This window comes from Halorussus gelatinilyticus (assembly GCF_023238445.1).
Classification (GTDB): domain Archaea; phylum Halobacteriota; class Halobacteria; order Halobacteriales; family Haladaptataceae; genus Halorussus; species Halorussus gelatinilyticus.
The window spans coordinates 2,572,395-2,588,470 of sequence record NZ_CP096658.1; the positions used below are offsets into that span (position 1 = coordinate 2,572,395).

20 protein-coding genes are annotated in these 16,076 nt (G+C 68.3%); 12 read left to right on the top strand and 8 right to left on the bottom strand.

Annotated elements, in window-relative coordinates:
• Positions 1-81 precede the first annotated feature (81 nt).
• The 6 genes from M0R88_RS13230 to M0R88_RS13255 all read left to right on the top strand — a co-directional run bounded on the left by M0R88_RS13230 (position 82) and on the right by M0R88_RS13255 (position 6,099).
• Positions 82-675, top strand: coding sequence for a heme NO-binding domain-containing protein (locus M0R88_RS13230; protein WP_248653970.1), 594 nt, complete (start codon positions 82-84; stop codon positions 673-675).
• A 170-nt stretch (positions 676-845) separates the two neighbouring features.
• Positions 846-2,666, top strand: coding sequence for a methyl-accepting chemotaxis protein (locus M0R88_RS13235; protein WP_248653971.1), 1,821 nt, complete (start codon positions 846-848; stop codon positions 2,664-2,666).
• 3 nt (positions 2,667-2,669) lie between these two features.
• On the top strand, positions 2,670-3,173 hold the full coding sequence (locus M0R88_RS13240) for a chemotaxis protein CheW (RefSeq protein WP_248653972.1): 504 nt from the start codon (positions 2,670-2,672) through the stop codon (positions 3,171-3,173).
• The gene (locus tag M0R88_RS13245) at positions 3,170-3,958 is read left to right on the top strand and encodes a chemotaxis protein CheC (RefSeq protein ID WP_248653973.1); all 789 of its coding nucleotides are present in this window, start codon (positions 3,170-3,172) and stop codon (positions 3,956-3,958) included. Before M0R88_RS13240 ends, M0R88_RS13245 begins: the two co-directional genes overlap by 4 nt.
• Positions 3,955-4,506 (top strand): chemotaxis protein CheD, encoded by a 552-nt coding sequence (locus M0R88_RS13250; RefSeq protein ID WP_248653974.1) that lies wholly within the window; start codon positions 3,955-3,957, stop codon positions 4,504-4,506. The genes M0R88_RS13245 and M0R88_RS13250 overlap by 4 nt, the downstream gene beginning before the upstream one ends.
• Before the next feature lie 501 nt (positions 4,507-5,007).
• The gene (locus tag M0R88_RS13255; protein WP_248653975.1) at positions 5,008-6,099 is read left to right on the top strand and encodes a pyridoxal-phosphate-dependent aminotransferase family protein; all 1,092 of its coding nucleotides are present in this window, start codon (positions 5,008-5,010) and stop codon (positions 6,097-6,099) included.
• A 46-nt stretch (positions 6,100-6,145) separates the two neighbouring features.
• On the opposite strand, the gene M0R88_RS13260 is transcribed toward M0R88_RS13255, so the two are convergent.
• The 4 genes from M0R88_RS13260 to M0R88_RS13275 all read right to left on the bottom strand — a co-directional run bounded on the left by M0R88_RS13260 (position 6,146) and on the right by M0R88_RS13275 (position 9,222).
• Positions 6,146-7,432 carry a bacterio-opsin activator domain-containing protein gene (locus tag M0R88_RS13260; protein WP_248653976.1) on the bottom strand — a complete coding sequence of 429 codons (1,287 nt, stop codon included), beginning with the start codon at positions 7,430-7,432 and terminating at the stop codon, positions 6,146-6,148.
• On the bottom strand, positions 7,345-8,517 hold the full coding sequence (locus M0R88_RS13265; protein WP_248653977.1) for a PAS domain S-box protein: 1,173 nt from the start codon (positions 8,515-8,517) through the stop codon (positions 7,345-7,347). Before M0R88_RS13265 ends, M0R88_RS13260 begins: the two co-directional genes overlap by 88 nt.
• Before the next feature lie 99 nt (positions 8,518-8,616).
• Positions 8,617-8,964: a DUF8159 domain-containing protein gene (locus M0R88_RS13270; protein WP_248653978.1), complete on the bottom strand. Its 348-nt coding sequence runs from the start codon at positions 8,962-8,964 to the stop codon at positions 8,617-8,619.
• A gap of 36 nt (positions 8,965-9,000) precedes the next feature.
• On the bottom strand, positions 9,001-9,222 hold the full coding sequence (locus M0R88_RS13275) for a hypothetical protein (RefSeq protein WP_248653979.1): 222 nt from the start codon (positions 9,220-9,222) through the stop codon (positions 9,001-9,003).
• Positions 9,223-9,411: 189 nt separating this feature from the next.
• Between M0R88_RS13275 and M0R88_RS13280 the strand changes: the two genes are divergently transcribed.
• Complete coding sequence (locus tag M0R88_RS13280; protein ID WP_248653980.1) at positions 9,412-9,786, top strand: hypothetical protein; 375 nt, start codon at positions 9,412-9,414, stop codon at positions 9,784-9,786.
• Here M0R88_RS13280 and M0R88_RS13285 read toward each other — a convergent pair whose 3' ends face one another.
• The 3 genes from M0R88_RS13285 to M0R88_RS13295 form a co-directional block, all read right to left on the bottom strand.
• A complete protein-coding gene (locus M0R88_RS13285) occupies positions 9,787-10,947 on the bottom strand; it encodes an NAD(P)/FAD-dependent oxidoreductase (RefSeq protein ID WP_248653981.1) in 1,161 nt (386 codons plus the stop codon).
• A gap of 40 nt (positions 10,948-10,987) precedes the next feature.
• Positions 10,988-11,971: a phosphomevalonate decarboxylase MvaD gene (gene mvaD / locus M0R88_RS13290; protein WP_248653982.1), complete on the bottom strand. Its 984-nt coding sequence runs from the start codon at positions 11,969-11,971 to the stop codon at positions 10,988-10,990.
• 86 nt (positions 11,972-12,057) lie between these two features.
• Positions 12,058-12,462, bottom strand: a complete 405-nt coding sequence (locus M0R88_RS13295) for a DUF7979 domain-containing protein (protein WP_248653983.1) — start codon at positions 12,460-12,462, stop codon at positions 12,058-12,060.
• A 99-nt stretch (positions 12,463-12,561) separates the two neighbouring features.
• Here M0R88_RS13295 and nth point away from each other — a divergent pair, with 99 nt between their 5' ends.
• Together nth and M0R88_RS13305 are read left to right on the top strand one after the other, a co-directional pair.
• Positions 12,562-13,248 carry an endonuclease III gene (gene nth / locus M0R88_RS13300; RefSeq protein WP_248653984.1) on the top strand — a complete coding sequence of 229 codons (687 nt, stop codon included), beginning with the start codon at positions 12,562-12,564 and terminating at the stop codon, positions 13,246-13,248.
• Positions 13,249-13,323: 75 nt separating this feature from the next.
• The gene (locus M0R88_RS13305; RefSeq protein ID WP_248653985.1) at positions 13,324-13,779 is read left to right on the top strand and encodes a DapH/DapD/GlmU-related protein; all 456 of its coding nucleotides are present in this window, start codon (positions 13,324-13,326) and stop codon (positions 13,777-13,779) included.
• 17 nt (positions 13,780-13,796) lie between these two features.
• Here the strand turns inward: M0R88_RS13305 and M0R88_RS13310 are convergent, their stop codons facing one another.
• The gene (locus M0R88_RS13310; RefSeq protein ID WP_248653986.1) at positions 13,797-14,285 is read right to left on the bottom strand and encodes a DUF7321 family protein; all 489 of its coding nucleotides are present in this window, start codon (positions 14,283-14,285) and stop codon (positions 13,797-13,799) included.
• Between the two features lie 143 nt (positions 14,286-14,428).
• Between M0R88_RS13310 and M0R88_RS13315 the strand changes: the two genes are divergently transcribed.
• The 3 genes from M0R88_RS13315 to M0R88_RS13325 are packed head-to-tail and all read left to right on the top strand — an operon-like array spanning position 14,429 to position 16,034.
• A complete protein-coding gene (locus tag M0R88_RS13315) occupies positions 14,429-14,959 on the top strand; it encodes a response regulator (protein WP_248653987.1) in 531 nt (176 codons plus the stop codon).
• Positions 14,902-15,375 (top strand): GAF domain-containing protein, encoded by a 474-nt coding sequence (locus M0R88_RS13320; RefSeq protein ID WP_248656713.1) that lies wholly within the window; start codon positions 14,902-14,904, stop codon positions 15,373-15,375. The genes M0R88_RS13315 and M0R88_RS13320 overlap by 58 nt, the downstream gene beginning before the upstream one ends.
• Positions 15,372-16,034, top strand: coding sequence for a DUF7504 family protein (locus M0R88_RS13325; protein WP_248653988.1), 663 nt, complete (start codon positions 15,372-15,374; stop codon positions 16,032-16,034). Before M0R88_RS13320 ends, M0R88_RS13325 begins: the two co-directional genes overlap by 4 nt.
• Positions 16,035-16,076 lie beyond the last annotated feature (42 nt).

Here is a 16,076-nt window from a genome sequence, read left to right on the forward strand (position 1 = left end):
GGTGGCGCGTCCGTGCCACCGCCGACGCTCGCGACCGCCGGCGAACGCCCGGACCGCGCCGCCTTCCGGGAGAGACCAACCATGCACGGAATCATCTTCAAATCGCTGAAAGACTTCGTGGTGCGCGACCACGGCCACGAGACGTGGGACGCGGTCCGCCGCGCGGCGGACCTCGACGGGCGCGTGTACTTGCCCATCGACACGTACGACGACGGCGAGTTGATTCGACTCGCGGAGGCGGTCGGCGACGAGACCGGGACCCCGACTCCCGACCTGCTGGAGGCGTTCGGGCGGGTCGCGGCCGGGCAACTGCTCGACACCTACGGCAACGTCGTCGCCGACGACTGGACGACCCTCGACGTAGTGGCCAACGCCGAGGCGGGCATCCACACCGTCCTCCGGGCGCACAACCCCGACCTCGACCCGCCGGAGTTGGTCTGTCGCCGGGAGCAGGGAGAAGAGGCTGGGACGAGAGAGGAGGGCGAAGCGAGCGAGGAAGACGAGATGAGCGAGGGGCGAGTGCGGGTGGTCTATCGGTCGCCGCGCCGCCTCTGCTTCGTGGCGAAGGGCATCGTCCGCGGCGTGGCCGACCACTACGGCGAGGAGGTGCAGGTGACCGAACCGACCTGCATGCACGAGGGCGCTGACCACTGCGAACTGGTCGTGACCCGATAGGTCCGCGCCGCCGTGGGGGTCGCCGCGGGGTCGCCGCGAGGCCGACCGCGCTCCCCGCTGGCGGAACCGAGCCGAGAGCTATCAGTCGAAATTTCTTCTCTCCGATATTTCATAACTAACCGCTCATGTTGCGTGAAGATTTATTACGCCCTGCCGAATGGGTTTGCTCAATGTCTACCTTTCCGCGCGCACTCGTCCCTGCGTTCGTCAGGCGACGGTACTCGCTGAAGTTCGCCCTGACGATGGTACTCGTCGGCGCGGCCGCGGCCGGCGGCGTGTACGCGACCGGTCAGTTCGACCGAACTGTCGTCGGCGCGACGCTCGGCGGCGCGCTCCTCGCTGGCGTCGTCGGAACCGTCGTCTCGTGGCGCGCGAGTCGGTCGCTCGACCGACTCGTCGCCAGCGCCGACCGCCGGGCCGACGGCGAGGAACCGTCGTTCGAGTCGGCCCGCATCGACTGCGTTGGCCGCGTCGCCGACTCGATGGCCGAGACCCACGACACCCTGCTCGAACAGCACCGGGCCAGACTCGCCGCGGAGGACCTGAACGCCCACGTCGAGCAGACCGCCGAGGAGTACGGCGAGGTCATGCGCCGGTGCGCCGACGGCGACTTGGACGAGCGGATGGACCCCAGTTCCGAGAGCGAGGCGATGGAACGGGTCGCCACCGAGTTCAACGGAATGATATCGACGTTCGAGGAGACCGTGGACAACCTCACACGGTTCGCAAACGAGGTGGCGACCTACAGCCAAGAGGTCACGCTCAGCACCGAGGAGGTCAGCGACGGGAGTTCGCGCGTCGTGGACTCGCTCCGGGACATCTCCGCAGAGGCCGAGACCCAGACCGACGACCTGCAGGCCGCGACCGACCAGATGAACCGCCTCTCGACCGCCGTCCAAGAGGTCGCGGCCTCGACCGACGAGGTGGCCTCCATCGCCGAGCGCACCGCCGAGACGGGCCGGGAGGGCCGTGAGGCCGCCACCGACGCCGTGGAGGGGATGAACGACATCGAGAGCGAGTCCGAGGACACCGTCGAGGCAATCGAGAGCCTGGAAGCCGAGGTCCAGCAGGTGGACGAGCTCATCGACTTCATCTCGGAAATCGCCGAGCAGACGAACATGCTCGCGCTCAACGCCCACATCGAGGCGTCGCGGGCGGGCGAGCAGGGCGCGGGCTTCGCGGCCGTGGCGAACGAGATCAAGGAACTCGCCGAGCGCACGAAGGAGGCGGCGGCCGACATCGAACAGCGTCTGAACGGGATTCAGGACCAGACCGACCGGACCGTGGACGAGGTCCGGGACACCAGCGAGCGCATCGCCCAGCAGACCGACTCGGTGGAGAACGCCGCCGAAGCGCTCGCGGACATCGCGGGCTACGCCCAGGAGACCAACGCCGGCGTCCAAGAGATTTCGGACGCGACCCAAGAGCAGGCCGACTCCACGAAGGAGGCCCTCGACATGGTGGAGGAGGCCGCCGCGGTCAGCGAGGGCATCACCGACGAGGCGACGACGGTCGCGGCCTCCGCCGAGTCGCAGACGATGGCTCTCTCGCAGGTCTCCGAGAGCGCGAGCGACCTCGCCGCGCAGGCGACCCAACTCAGCAACGCGCTCGACTCGTTCGACACCGACGAGGCGCGCGCGGCGACTTCGGCGTCCGGGAACGAGGAAGTCGGCGACGCGAGCGGGACCGTCGACGCCGGAGACGCCGACGGGACCGAGACCGCCGACGCCGAGGACGGCGACGACGCCGTCCACCCCGACGAGCGCGACACCGAGGCAGTGGCGGTCGCCTCGACGGCCGAGGGGAGCGAGTCGGACTCGCCGGTCCCGAACGAGGAAGCCGACCCGTCGGCCGAGGGCGACGCAGACCTCGTCGCCGAGGATGACGCAGACCTTATCGCCGACGACGATGCGGACTCCCTCGACGAGGACGCCGGATCCGACCCGCTCGCGGACGACGCGGACCCGCTGGCGGGGGATAAGGAGGTCTGACGGATGAGCGGCGAGATTCGCGCGACGACGCCCGAGACCACCGAGGACCGACGCGAGTGGGTCGAGTTCGTCCGGTTCCCGCTCGGCGACCACGCCTACGGGCTGGAACTCGGCCGCGTCGAGCAGATAGTCCCGGACCCCGACGTGACGCCGGTGCCCCAGACCGGCCCCGCAATCGCGGGCGTGACGAATCTGGGAAGCGAGATTCCGGTCGTGGTGGACGCCCGCGCGCTCCTCGGACTGACGCCGGGACCGGACGACGCGGAGCCGACGCTCCTCGTGCTGGACCGCGACGACGACCGGCCGACCGGCCTGCTGGTCGAGGCGGTGACGGGCATCGACGCCCACCACGTCGATACCGTCGCCGCGCCCCACGAGGCGGCGTGGGACCCGCCGGTCGGTCGGCGGTGGTTCCGCGCCGTGGTCGAGGACTCGGAGCGCGCCGACCGGCCCATCGGCGTCCTGGATTTGGACGTGGTGGTAGACAACGCGAGGGACCAGTCGTGACGCCGGAGAACGACGGTGCCGAGCGCGCGAGCAGCGATGCCGGGTACGCGAGTGACGATGGCCGGGCCGACGACCGCGAGCGTAGGGACGGACCGGCCGGAGCGGAATCGGACGCCGCGACGGACTCGGATGCCGGGGCGGACGCGGCGTCCGCGCCGGAGTCGTCGGGGCTCGCCGAGGAATCCTCGCTCCCGTTGAAGACGCTGGCGGTGCTGAACTGGTTGGGCGACGAGGGCGTCCGTGGCGTCGAGTCGCGGTTGAACGACGTGCTGGACGACGACCTCGACGTGACGACCGAGCAGGTCAAAATCGGCTACGCCGAGCAGGAGACCGTGGCCTCGCAGTTCCGCGCCGAGGACCGGGCCGGGGCGCGCGTCCTGCTGAGCGAACCGCTGGTCGGGAACGTGCTGGTCGTCTTCCCGATGGAGAGCGCGAACAAGGCCGCGGCGCTGATGCTCCAGCGCGCCGTCGATGACCTCTCGTCCGTCTCGACGGAGATGGGTCGGGACGCGCTGACCGAACTCTGCAACATGATGGCCAACGGCTTCGTGGACGAGTGGGCGACGCTGTTCGAGACGACCATCGACACCGGGTCGCCGGTCGCGGTGCAGGACCCCGAGCGGACGCTGGTCGCGCGCATCCTCAAGCAGTACGAGGTCGGCCTGTTCATCCGGTCGCGGCTCCGGATTCCGCGCCACGACGTGGACGCGGCCATCTACATGTTCCCCGGCAAGGAGGAGTTCCTGACGAAGCTCTCGGCGGTGGACCTCGGGGTGATAGAGTGAAGACCTACGAGACGAACCCGGAAGACCCCGACCGCGAGCGCCGGATGGTCGGCGTCTCGGAGTACGAGGTCGTCGCCGACGGCTCGACGCTTGTCGCCTACGGTCTCGGCGCGTGCGTCGGGTTGGCGGTGTACGACCCCGAGAACGCGGTCGGCGGGCTGGCCCACGCGATGCTCCCGCGCCGGTCGGAGGGCGACGGCACCGGCGACGGCAAGTACGTCGATGCGGCGGTCGAGACGATGCTTCGCGAGGCGGTGTCGGCGGGCGCGAGTTACGGCGCGCTGGAGGGGTACGTCGTCGGCGGGAGCGACCTGCTGGACCTCCGGGAACTCCCGCGCGAGGTCAGCGACGACAACGTGGCGACCGCCCGCGAGACGTTCGCCGACCTCGACGTGTCGGTCGAAGGCGAGGACGTGGGCGGCGGTCGCGGCCGGACCGTGGAGTTCGACACCGAGACCGGCCGCGTCGCGGTCCTGACCGCGTACGATCCGGAGCCGGTTCTGCTCCGAGTTGGCGACGACGGAGACGCGGACGCGGGCGAGTCGTAGTCGTATTTCGATTGCTTCGAGATATCTCTACCTTTCTCTCGCATAGCTCTGTGTTTGCTTCACCGGCGCGCGGCCGGTCGGCCGCGTCGCGGCCGACCGGCCAGACGCTCGGCGGAACGGACCACCGGCGAGCGCCTGACTGACCAAACCGCCAGCGAACGCTCCCCCGACCAAACCACCGTCGGGTGGATGAAGGGGCCGCCCGCTCGCATTCACTGTAGTCGTTGCTCGGCCGCTATCCGAGGTCGGGCGGTCTGCAGAGCGTAGCGACGCAGACCTCGGAAGTCGCATGCCCGCGCAACGAAGTGAGCAGGAACGTCTTCCGGCGGTGCGGAGAGACCGAGGATATGCCGAGCAACGACCGCGAGCGGGCGGGGGCTTTCGAGGCGTTCCCTGCTGTCTGTCGAAAGTCGTCGGAGTCCAATTTTCCGAAACGATATCTCACTCCAAATCCCCCGCGCAAACGACGATTCTTTACCGCGCCGAGTGCCAGACACCCACATGACCCACTCCGACGACGAACTGCTGATGACGCCCGGCCCGACCGCCGTTCCGCCCGCCGTCCTCGACGCGATGGGCCGTCCGCCGGTCAACCCCGACGTGCAGGCCGAGTTCGGCCCGTTCTACCGCGACCTGCTCGACAAACTCGCGCGGGTCTACGACACCGACGACGACGTGCTGGTCCTGAGCGGCGAGGGAATCCTCGGGTTGGAGACCGCCGTCGCCTCGCTGGTCGAGGAGGGCGACGAGGTGCTGTGTCTGGCCAACGGCATCTACGGCGAGGGGTTCGCGGACTTCGTGGAGACCCGCGGCGGCGACCCGGTGGTCCACGACGCGCCCTTCGACTCGGGATTCGACGTCGAGCGCGTGAAGGGGATCGTCGAGAATCGCGACTTCGCGGCGGCGACGATGGTCCACTGCGAGACGCCGACCGGCGTGCTGAACGACTTCGAGGAGGTTCTCGGCGTCTTACAGGACGCGGGCGTCCTGACGATAGTCGACGCGGTCTCGTCGCTCGGTGGGACGTCGGTCCCGACCGACGACATCGACGTGTGCCTCGGGGCCTCCCAGAAGTGCTTCAGTTCGCCCGCGGGACTGACCACCGTCTCGGTCAGCGACGCGGCGTGGGAGAAAGTCGAAGCGACCGACCAAGACACGTTCTACACCAGCCTCGCGCCGTGGCGGGACGTCGAAATTCCCGCCGACGACGCGCCCCACCTGCCCTACACTCACGCCGTCTCGAATCTCTACGCGCTCGACGCCTCGCTCGACCGACTGCTGGACGAGGGTCTCGGAGCGGTCTACGACCGCCACGAGGAGGTCGCCGCGCAGTGCCGCGAGCGCGGCCGGGACCTCGGACTGGAACCGTTCGCCACGGACGACGCGCTCGCTTCGCCGACCGTGACCGCGTTCCGGGTCGAGGGTCGGGCCGGCGACCTCCAGACGCGACTCGAAGCCGACCACGGCGTCGTCCTCGCCACCGGTCTCGGCGACCTCGCCGACGACGTGTTGCGAGTCGGCCATATGGGATACAACGCCGACCCCGAGCGCGTCGAGCGGACGATGGACGCGCTCGCCGACGTTCTCGACTGAGTTCGACGAGACGCCATCGACGTCGTCGTCGACCCAGAGAGGTACGTCACCTGACGGTAATCGCCGGTTGCTCGAACAGCGCGCCGAGAAGTTTGTTCTCGGCCAATCGGACGTGCTGGTGGAACGTCGCGTCGGCCACGTCGAGCGAGTCGGCAACCTCTTGGGCGCTGCTCTGGCGGGGCCACTCGAAGAACCCGGCGAAGTAGGCGGTCTCCAGCGCGGTCCGCTGGCGGTCGGTGAGTTCGTCGGTCAGCACCTCGTCGAGTCGCCGGAGCGACTCGTCGGACCGCGAGACCTGCCGCCGCGTCACGACCTCGACGGCGGGGTAGGCGTCCCGGATGCGCTCGACCACGCCGCGGACCTCGACCGCCGGCGGGAAGTGCAGCGTCATGTGGTAGTCGCCGTCCTCGACGGTCGCGCTCTCGATGTAGCCCCCGCTGGACGCGACCAGCGAGACGACCGGGGGTTCCGAGAGGCGGGCCTCGAAGGTGGTCGTGCCGAACCGCTCGCGGAGGACCGACACGTCGGTCCAGTAGGGCAGTTTCTCGGGGAGCGCGGCCAGCGTCTCCATCGCGTCGCCGGTCGCGGTGCCGTACTCGATGAACTCGTCGTCGCCGACCGGGACCGCCCTGTCGAACGAGATGGTCCCCTCGCTCTCGGGAACGCCGACCGCCTCGAACACGTCGCGGATGCGGAACTCCAACTCGACCACCTCGTCGCTCATCAGCGCCCGCTTGCGCTCGACGCCGGCGATGGCGTGGCCCACGACCTCGCCGAGTTGCCGGACCACGCGTCGCTCCTCGCCCTCGAACGCGCCGACGCGGGCGGAGTAGACGTTCAGCACGCCGTACAGCGATTCCTCGTGGACCACCGGAATCGCGGCCGACGACCGGAAGCCGTGGGCGCGGGCGTGGTCCTGCCAGTTGGCGTAGTTGGTGTCCTCGAAGACGTTCTCGGTCACCTGAATCTCCTCGGTCCGGACCGCCCGCCCGGTCGGGCCGCGCGACGCCTCGTCGTCGGGGGCCACCGAGATATCGATGTCGTCGAGGTACCCCTCGACGCCCGCCTCGGCGGTGAGTTCGACCGTCTCGGCGTGGGCGTCCACCTCGCCGAACCACGCGAACTCGTAGGACTCCGCGGCGGCGAGCCGGTCGCAGACCACCTGTTCGACCTGCTCGCGAGTGGACTGCTGGACCAGCGCCTCGTTGATGTCGCGGACGACCGCGTTCAGGTTGTTGAGCGCGGTCAACTGCTCGCGGTGGCGCACCAGTTGGGCCTCGCGGGCCACCCGGTCGTAGGCCGCCTCCGCGTTCGCGCCGAGCAGTTCGACCAACTGGCGCGTCCGGTGGTCGAACTCGCCGGGTTCGCGCGACCCGACGACGAGGATGCGTGGTCGCCCATCGGGACGAACGACCCCGCGCGCATCTCGGTGTCGTCGGGGTTCACCCGCAGGTTCGACGCCTCGACCACGTCGTCGTGGTGGACCGGGTCGCCGCCGACGAACGCGCTCCCGGTGATACTGCCGTCGTCGGCCGAAACCGGCGGGAATTCCTCGCGCATGAACTCCGCTTCGACCGACCGCTCGGCGGGCAGGAGTCGCCCCTCGTCGGCATCGTGGCGGTAGACGATGACGCCAGGCAGGTCGAGAACCTCTGTGGCGGCGTCCACGACTATCTCGCCGACCGCCTCGCCCGACTCCGCTCCGAGGAGATCCCGACTGGAGTCGTGAAGCGACTTCAGGGTCTCCTCGAACCGCTTGCGGTCGGCCACGTCGCGGACGACGCCGGTCCGGGCGTAGCGGTCGTCGGGACCGTACGGTCCGAACCGACTCTCGACCGGAATCGTCTCGCCGTCTTTCGTCCGGAGTTCGAACTCCAACGTCGCGCCTTCGCGGTCGTCCCCCGCCACCGCCGCGCTCAACTCCTCGGCCGTCTCGTTGACCGACTCGCCGTGGACGAGACTGCTCTGCGACCCGAGCAGTTCGTCGCGGTCGTAGCCCGTCATCTCCACGAACCGCTGGTTGGCCATCACGAACCGCTCCTCGGAATCGAGCGCGTACACGCCGTCCCCGAGGGTCTCGACGACCGTCTCGTAGCGTTCGAGTTCGCGCTCGGTCCCCTTCCGGTCGGTGTCGTCGGTCGAGTCGGCGGCGGAATCGACGGCGGAATCGGCCGTGTCGGTGGCCGTGCCGTCGGTCGAGTTCGCCGCTTCGGGGGACCGCCACCAGACCCGACCGCGCGCGCCGACCTTCTTGGTCTCGATGTCGCCGCGGTCGGCGAGTCGTTCGAGGCGGTTGTATGCGGTCCGGCGCGAGCAGTCGAGTTCGTCCGCGACTTCGCTCGTCGTGTAAGGCGTCGAAGGCAGGTCCGCGTGGTCGAAGACCGCGAGGGTGTCTGCGAGTGCGTCCGCGGCGTCCATTGTCGTCTCCCAAGCGCCCGAGTCGCATAAGCTATTCCGTCAACGGAAACGACTCGACCTGGGGCGAGTCGGGGGTGACCGCGGGGTCCTGCGGGTCGTTCACGCCTCCTCGATGGTGTCGATGACGCGCTGGGAGAGGTCCACGTCCGAGAGGTCGCCGCGGTCGTGGGCCGCCAGCCACTCGGCGTCCGCGCGCCACGTCCCGCGGGGTTCCTCCTCGATGTCCGACACCTCGGCGCGCACGTCCAGCGGCTCCCACCCCTCGCCGAGGAGGTCGAGCAGTCGGTTGAGGACCCTCCCGACCTCGCGGTGGGGCACGCCCTCGCCCGGCGAGGCCGTCTCGTACTCGATGCGGAGAGTCCCCTCGGCGGTCGAGAGGTCCGTGACGTAGACGCCGTGGCTCATCAGTCGCTGTTCGAGTCGCTCGCGCAGGTCGGCGTCGTCCATACGGAGTGGTAGTGCGCGACGGGGGAAAACGTCTCGCTACCAGAAGCCGTGGGAGTCCCGCGGTGCCACGCAGGAACAGGTCACGGTCGGGTCGAGAACGTCGTCTACCGGGAGTGATTCGCCGCATTCGGTACAGACGATGGCCGTGCCCTCGTCGCGCCGGTAGCGGCGCAACACGTGGGTGCCCACGACGGCTCCGGCGGCGAGGCCGACCGCCCCCGCCAGTGCTTTGTCTACGAACGCAGTCTCGCGTGCCATGCGCTCCCGAGGTTGGCCCACAAACTTAAACCCATTGACGCCGGGTAACCAACAGAATTCGGTCGTGTCCGAGAGATAACAACATTCTCTCGGTGATGTGGGGCCGTTACGTGCTACGTGGTAGCAGATGCCCGCCTGCGAGCGATGGACGCCACCTATAAAGGGCCAGTCGCAACAGATAATGCACGTATGGTAGGGTTCCTGAACTTCGTCATCGGCTTCGTCGTGAGCCTCCTCATCGGGGCGTTCGGCATCTACGTCGGCGCGCGCGTCATCGCCGACCGAGACGACTACGAGTACGCCATCCTGACCGCGCTGGTCGGCGCGGTCGTCTGGTGGCTGGTCGCGGGGCTGTTCAGCCTCCTCCCCATCGTCGGCGGCGTCATCGGCTCCGTCTTGGGTCTGCTGGCGTGGATTTACGTCATCAACGCGCGCTACCCCGGTGGCTGGGGGAGCGCCATCGGCATCTCGCTGGTGGCCTACGTCACGGTCTGGGTCGTGTTGGTCCTGCTCGAAACCGTCGGCATCATCGCGTCCGGCGCGCTCGGCGTCCCCGGACTGTAGCTACTTTTCGTACCCCAGTTCCTCGCTCACGAGGTCCGCCGCGTTGCGTACCGCGCCCACCGACGAGAGGTAGCCCGCGCCGACCGTCGTCTTGAGGGCCTTCGCGGCCTTGCCCGTGACGACGGTCGGGCCGATCTGGGCCACCGCGCCGTCGCCGATGGAGACCAGCCACCCCGGCGAGTCGAACGCGAAGGGTTCGAGTCGCGGCTCGAAGATGTCGTCGCCCTCGCGGTCGTACTCCACGAGGCTCGCGACGTTCTCCGCCACGGCGCGGGCCTCCCGAACCGCGGCCTGCGCGCTCGCCGGGACCGGTTGGCCGTCGGCGTCCACGACGCGCGCGGCGTCGCCCACGACGAAGGTGCCGTCGCCGAGTCGCAGGGTGTTCTTGACTGCGGGGCGCTCTCCCCCGAGCGCGTCGGGGCCGCGGATGCCGCCGGTCCAGACGAACTGGTCGTAGTCGAGTTCTTCGCCGGTTTCCAGTTCGATGGTGTCGTCGGTAGCAGAGGCGACCGCCGTGCCGGTCCGAATCTCCACGTCGCGGGCCTCCAACTGCTCGCGGACCGCCGACCGGAAGTTCTCGGGGAACGCGGGCGCGACCTCGTCAAGTTGTTCGAGGAGCGTGACGGTGATGGATTCGCTGGCGTCCTCTTCCCGAGCGAACGCGGCCAACTCCCCGGCGACCTGCACGCCGGAGAGACCCGCGCCGCCGACGACGACGCGACTCGGGTCGTCGGACCGCCCCGCGTCGAGCGCGTCGAGGAAGTCCCCGCGAATCCGGTCGGCGTCGTCCAGCGTCTTCAGCGGTGTCGCGCGGTCCTCGACGCCCGGCAGGTCGTAGAAGGCGGTCTCGGCCCCGAGACAGACCCCCGCGTAGTCGTAGTCGATGGTCTCGCCGGAGTCGAGCGAGACGACGCCCGCCTCGGGGTCCACGTCGGTCACCTCGGCCTGCCGGACCTCGGCACGGTCCAGCACGTCGCCCAACTCGACCACGATGTCGTCGGCCAGCGAGGGACGCCGAATCGCTCGGTGGACCTCGTGTTGGACGAGGTGGCGGCCGGTCTTCTCGACGACCAGAATCTCCACGTCGTCGGGGACGGTGCGCTCTAGCTTTCGGGCGAGGGTCAGTCCGGCGTAGCCCGCGCCGAGGACAGCGATTCGCATTCCTCGGGTCCTAAGGAGTCCGAGGGCTTAGAAGTGGGGTTCAGAACAGCGCTTCGCTCTCGTCGAGAGTCCGGGCGGGGCCGCCGACCTCCCAGACCATCGTTTCGACGCCGCAGTCGGCGACGGCTTCCTCGACGCGCTCGACGTACTCGTCGGTCGTGTTGACGTAGACGCTCGCGCCCGTGTCCGTCGAGAAGTAGACCGGCACGTCTTCCTCCTCCCGCAACTCGCGGACCGCGTTGAAAATCTCGATGGTGTCGGGCTTCCAGTAGACCCACCCCGAGGGACCGGTCATGGTCGTCGCGGCCAGCGACAGCGAGTCGTGTTCGGCGGTCTCGAAGACGCGCCGGAAGTCGCCCTCGCGGAGCGCGTCGCGCACCTCCGCGAGTTGGTCGTGGATGTGCGAGAGTCGCGCCTCGAACATGTGGCTGTCGGCGGCCTCGCGGTGGGCGTGTTCGGTCTCCTTGTACGCCGGGACGAGGCCCGCGACGATGCGCAGGTCGTCTTCGAGCGGCGAGTCGAGGCGCTCGGAGCGACAGTCCTCGTCGTTGAGTCCCGCGTGGAGGTCCGAGAACCCGCCGGTCACGGCGCGGGCCGCCGAGGAGGACCCGCGGCGCGCGATGGTCGAAATCTCGGGTCGGGAGGCGTCGAGGTCCGCGGCTTCCGCCAGCGCCGTCGCCGCGGCGGCGAAGCCCGAGGACGACGAGCCGAGTCCGACGTTCGAGGGGAAGGAGTTCTCGCTCTCCAGTCGGACCGGGAACTCGGCGTGGTCGGCGTCGGCGCGCGCTCGGACCTCTTCGAGGACCGTCGCCACGCGGTCGGCCTCGTGAGCCTCTAGCTCCTCGCCGCCGACGACGAAGGTGTCCGAGTCGAGGTCGGGGTCGAACTCGACGGTGGTCATGGTGTGGCTCGGCGCGGTGCAGACGCTGATGGAGTCGTGGTAGGGGAGGCGGAGTTCTTCGTCGCGCATCCCGTGATATTTGACGAGTCCCTGAATGGGGTGAGCTTTCGCGGTCGCCTTCATGCTTTGTCGGGGGAGCGATACCCGCTTAAATTCCCCGAAACCGCCACCGGCCGCGGACAAACTGGACGTCTCGACGCTGTGTGGTCTTATCCCCTGTATCTCCAGATTCCGGCAGACGCCAACAGGAGCAGACCGACCGCAAGCGGTGTCGTCCGAACGACGTCGTGAAGCAAGGGCGAACATCCGTCGCTCACCATCCCGAGAACCAGATACGAGTCGCCGCGATACCGGACCCACGTCGGTCGTTCGAAGTGGAGTTCGGAGACGGCTACCTCGTCCCCTGCGTTCAGCGCTTTCCGAAATCCCGCCTTCTGGTCGTCGGTCAGATTCTCGAAGTCCGTCGTCGGTGCGTCTGCGTAACCGCTCGCATCGCCGCTGACGGACAGATAATAGGTGGAACAACCGCCCGAGTCGACGAAGAAGTGCGCTCCGTATCCCGTCAACGCGACGCCGACGAGGGTGACCGCGGCGATGACAGCAGTCCTGTTCACACTCGTGACTGGAACTAAAATCCGTATAGGTTTTGTGGAAGTCCGCGTCGTCGCCCCGAAGCCGAATAGCTCAAACCCCTCGCGCGTCAGGCTTCCGGCATGGGAACGCCACTCGACACCCGCGAGGCGCAGGCCGAGGAGGTCATCGACCGCCTCTACGAGGAGTATCCGGACTCGACCATCTCGCTCAACTTCTCGAACCGCCTCGAACTGCTCATCGCGGTCATGCTCTCGGCGCAGTGTACCGACGAGCGCGTGAACCAGGAGACCGCCCACCTGTTCGAGAAGTACGAGACCGTCGAGGACTACGCCGAGGCCGACGAGGACGAACTCTCGGAGGAACTCGGCTCCATCACCTACCACAACAGCAAGGCCGACTACATCAAATCGTCCGCCCGGACCATCATCGACGAGTACGACGGCGAGGTTCCCGACACGATGGAGGGGCTGACCGACCTGAAGGGCGTCGGCCGCAAGACCGCCAACGTCGTGCTCCAGCACGGCTACGACATCGTCGAGGGCGTCGTCGTGGACACCCACGTCCAGCGCATCTCCCGCCGACTCGGTATCACCGAGGACGAGCGTCCGGAGGACATCGAGCAGGACCTGATGGGAATCGTCGCCGAGGAACACTGGCAGCAGTACACCCACCTGTTCATCAGTCACGGCCGGGCGACCTGCACCGCCCGGAACCCCGACTGCGGCGACTGCGTGCTGGAGGACCTCTGTCCGTCCTCGAAACTCGACCACGACGTGGACCTCGCCAGCGGCGAGTCGTGGGACTGACCGCCCGCGGAGCCGATTCTACCAGTCCGTTGTCAACTCCGGTGGATTGATTACCGTCGCCGTTCGCGCTCCGCTATGACGATAGACGAGACGGCGTCGATAGCGAACTCGACGCTCGGCGAGGTCGAAGTCCGAGAGTACGTCACCGTCCACGACTCCGAACTCGCCGACGGAGCGCGGGTGTACGAGCGGACCTCCGTCAAGAAGTCGGTGTTCGACGGCCCGACGGTCGTCAACGCGAACTGCTACGTCGAGAACGCGAAACTCGGCGAGCGGGTGCAGGTCGGCCCGAACGCGTCCATCGTCGGCGTCACGCACGACCTCACCGACGCCGGGATGGAGTTCGGGAACGACCGGTTCGAGGAAATCGTCGTGGAAGACGGCGCGTTCGTGGGGGCCGGTGCGGTCGTCCTGCCCGGCGTCACCGTCGGGGAAAACGCCGTCGTCGGAGCGGGGACGACGGTGGCGACGGACGTGCCGAGCGAGTGCGTCGTGCGGGCGGAATCGAACACGCGGACCCGAGAACTCTGAGCGGCAGTGACTCTGGTTCAGTACAACACGTAGTCGATGAAGAACCGAACCATCCCGACGACCCACGCCAGTATCCAGAAGAGGACGTAGCCGACGACGCCGACGCGGAGTCGGCCGCGCCACGCGCCCATGTTCTCGTGGAGTTCGCCGATGTCCACGTCGCGGTCGTTCGCGTCGCTGTCGTACATGTCGTGTTGATACTTGACCTGAAAGATGCGGACGATACCGGTCAGCGCGACCAGTAGCATCGCGTATGCTTGGAGACCCAGAAAGGCGTGGAGGGCGGCGAACCCGCCGATTTGCTCGAAGAAGCGCGGGAGCATCCACCCGAGCAGGGGGACCGTCGTCAGGAGTAGCCCGACCGTGATGAACTTGAGGTGGTGCATCAACACGTCCCACGTGACCACCTCTTGGTCGAGGATGTACCACGCCCCGTAGAGGTAGAAGGGAAAGCTGGCGGTGACGACGAGGGCGACTCCGGCCGCAACCAACGTCTCGCTGGCCATGCGCGGCGGTTGGGAGCGCTGGCGGTTAAGGCGTGCGGAACCGTCCGGCGTCCGCGCTCGCGCTGCCGACACCCGTTGGCTTCGAGGCAGGTCGTAGCAACCTTAATCAGTTCGACGTGCCAGGCTTCGGACGAACGAATCTCATGTCCGGACCTACCATCGTCTGCGTGGACCCCGACGAGTCGGCCCGAGAGGAGACGCTCGACCGACTCCGGGTCACCGGAGACGACCCGACGCTCGTCGCCGCCGAGTCGCTCGCCAGCGCCGAGGAATCGCTGCGCGCACGCTCCGTGGACTGCGTCGTGACCGAACACGACCTGCCCGACGGGACGGGTCTCGAACTCGCCTCGCGCGTCCGCGACCTCCGGCCGAGCGTCGGTTGCGTCCTCTACACCGCGGCCGACCGCGAGGCGTTGGCCACCGACGAACACGACGACGCCGTCGCGGAGTACGTCGCCAAGGGGACGGTCCGAACGCCGCCGAGCGACTGTGGAGCGTCGTGGAGTTCACCGCGTCGTTTCGCGCCCAGACCGCCTACCCGGTCCCGCAGGACGAGACCGACCGACTCGCGGCGCTCGACGCTTACGACTTCGACTCGGAGGCGATACGCGACGACGTGGAGCGAATCACCGACCTCGCGGCCCGCCACCTCGACGTTCCCAAGGCCTCGATAAACCTGATAAAGGAACACAGCCAGGAGTTTCTGGTCTGTCACGGCGCGGACTGGACGCCGACCCACCGCGAGGACTCCATCTGCACCTACGCCATCGTGGAGGACGGACCGGTCGCCGTCGTGGAAGACGTGAAGGAGGACCCCCGATTCGCCGACAACGAGAGCATCGACGACCTCGGGATTCGCTCGTACGTCGGCGCGGACCTGACGACCGCCGAGGGACTGCCCATCGGGACGCTCTGTGCCTACGACGAGAAACCGCGCACGTTCTCCGCGGACGACCGGGAGTTTCTCGCCACGCTGGCCGACGTGGCGATGACCGTCCTGGGACTCCACCACGAGGTGACGGAACTGCGCGACGAGCGGAGCGACCTCATCGACGAACTCGACTCGGACGCCGGGAGTGGTGGCTCGTGAGCAAGCAACGACTCGCACCGTACGAGTTCGCCGACGACCTGCCGCTGGGCGGCGTCGAACCCGGCACGAACCTGCTGGTCACGGGGCCGACGATGGGCGGCGCGCGCCGACTCGCGCTCCGCCTCGTCACCGACGGCAGCGACCGCGGCGAGGGGCTGTTGCTCGTCTCGACCGACAGGGCGGGCGCGAAGATTCTCTCGGAGTGCGACGGTCTCTGTGCCGACCTCGGGCGCTCGCCTCTCGGCGTCGTGGACTGCGTGAGCAAGGGGACCGGGAGCGGGCGGGTCGCCGACAGCGTGGAGACGGTGTCGAGTCCGGGCGACCTGACCGGCATCGGTATCGAGTTCTCGGGCCTGTACCAGAACATCCATCGCTCGGGCACCGAGCGCGTCCGGGCGGGGCTGTACTCCATCTCGACGCTGTTGATGTACGCCGACTTTCAGACGGTCTCGCGGTTCGTCCACACCGTCAGCGGGCGTATCGCCGCGACCGACGGGCTCGGCGTGTTCCTCATCGACCCCGCGACGCAGGACGAGAAGGTCGTCAGCACGATGACCCAACTCTGCGACGCCAGAGTGGACGTTCGGGAGCGCGACGGGGGGCGCGAACTCCGGGTTCGCGGCCTGCACGACCAGCCCCAAGAGTGGACGGCGTTCTGAGCGGGACCGGACGCCGAGTGAAGGTCGCCGAGCGGAGTTCGC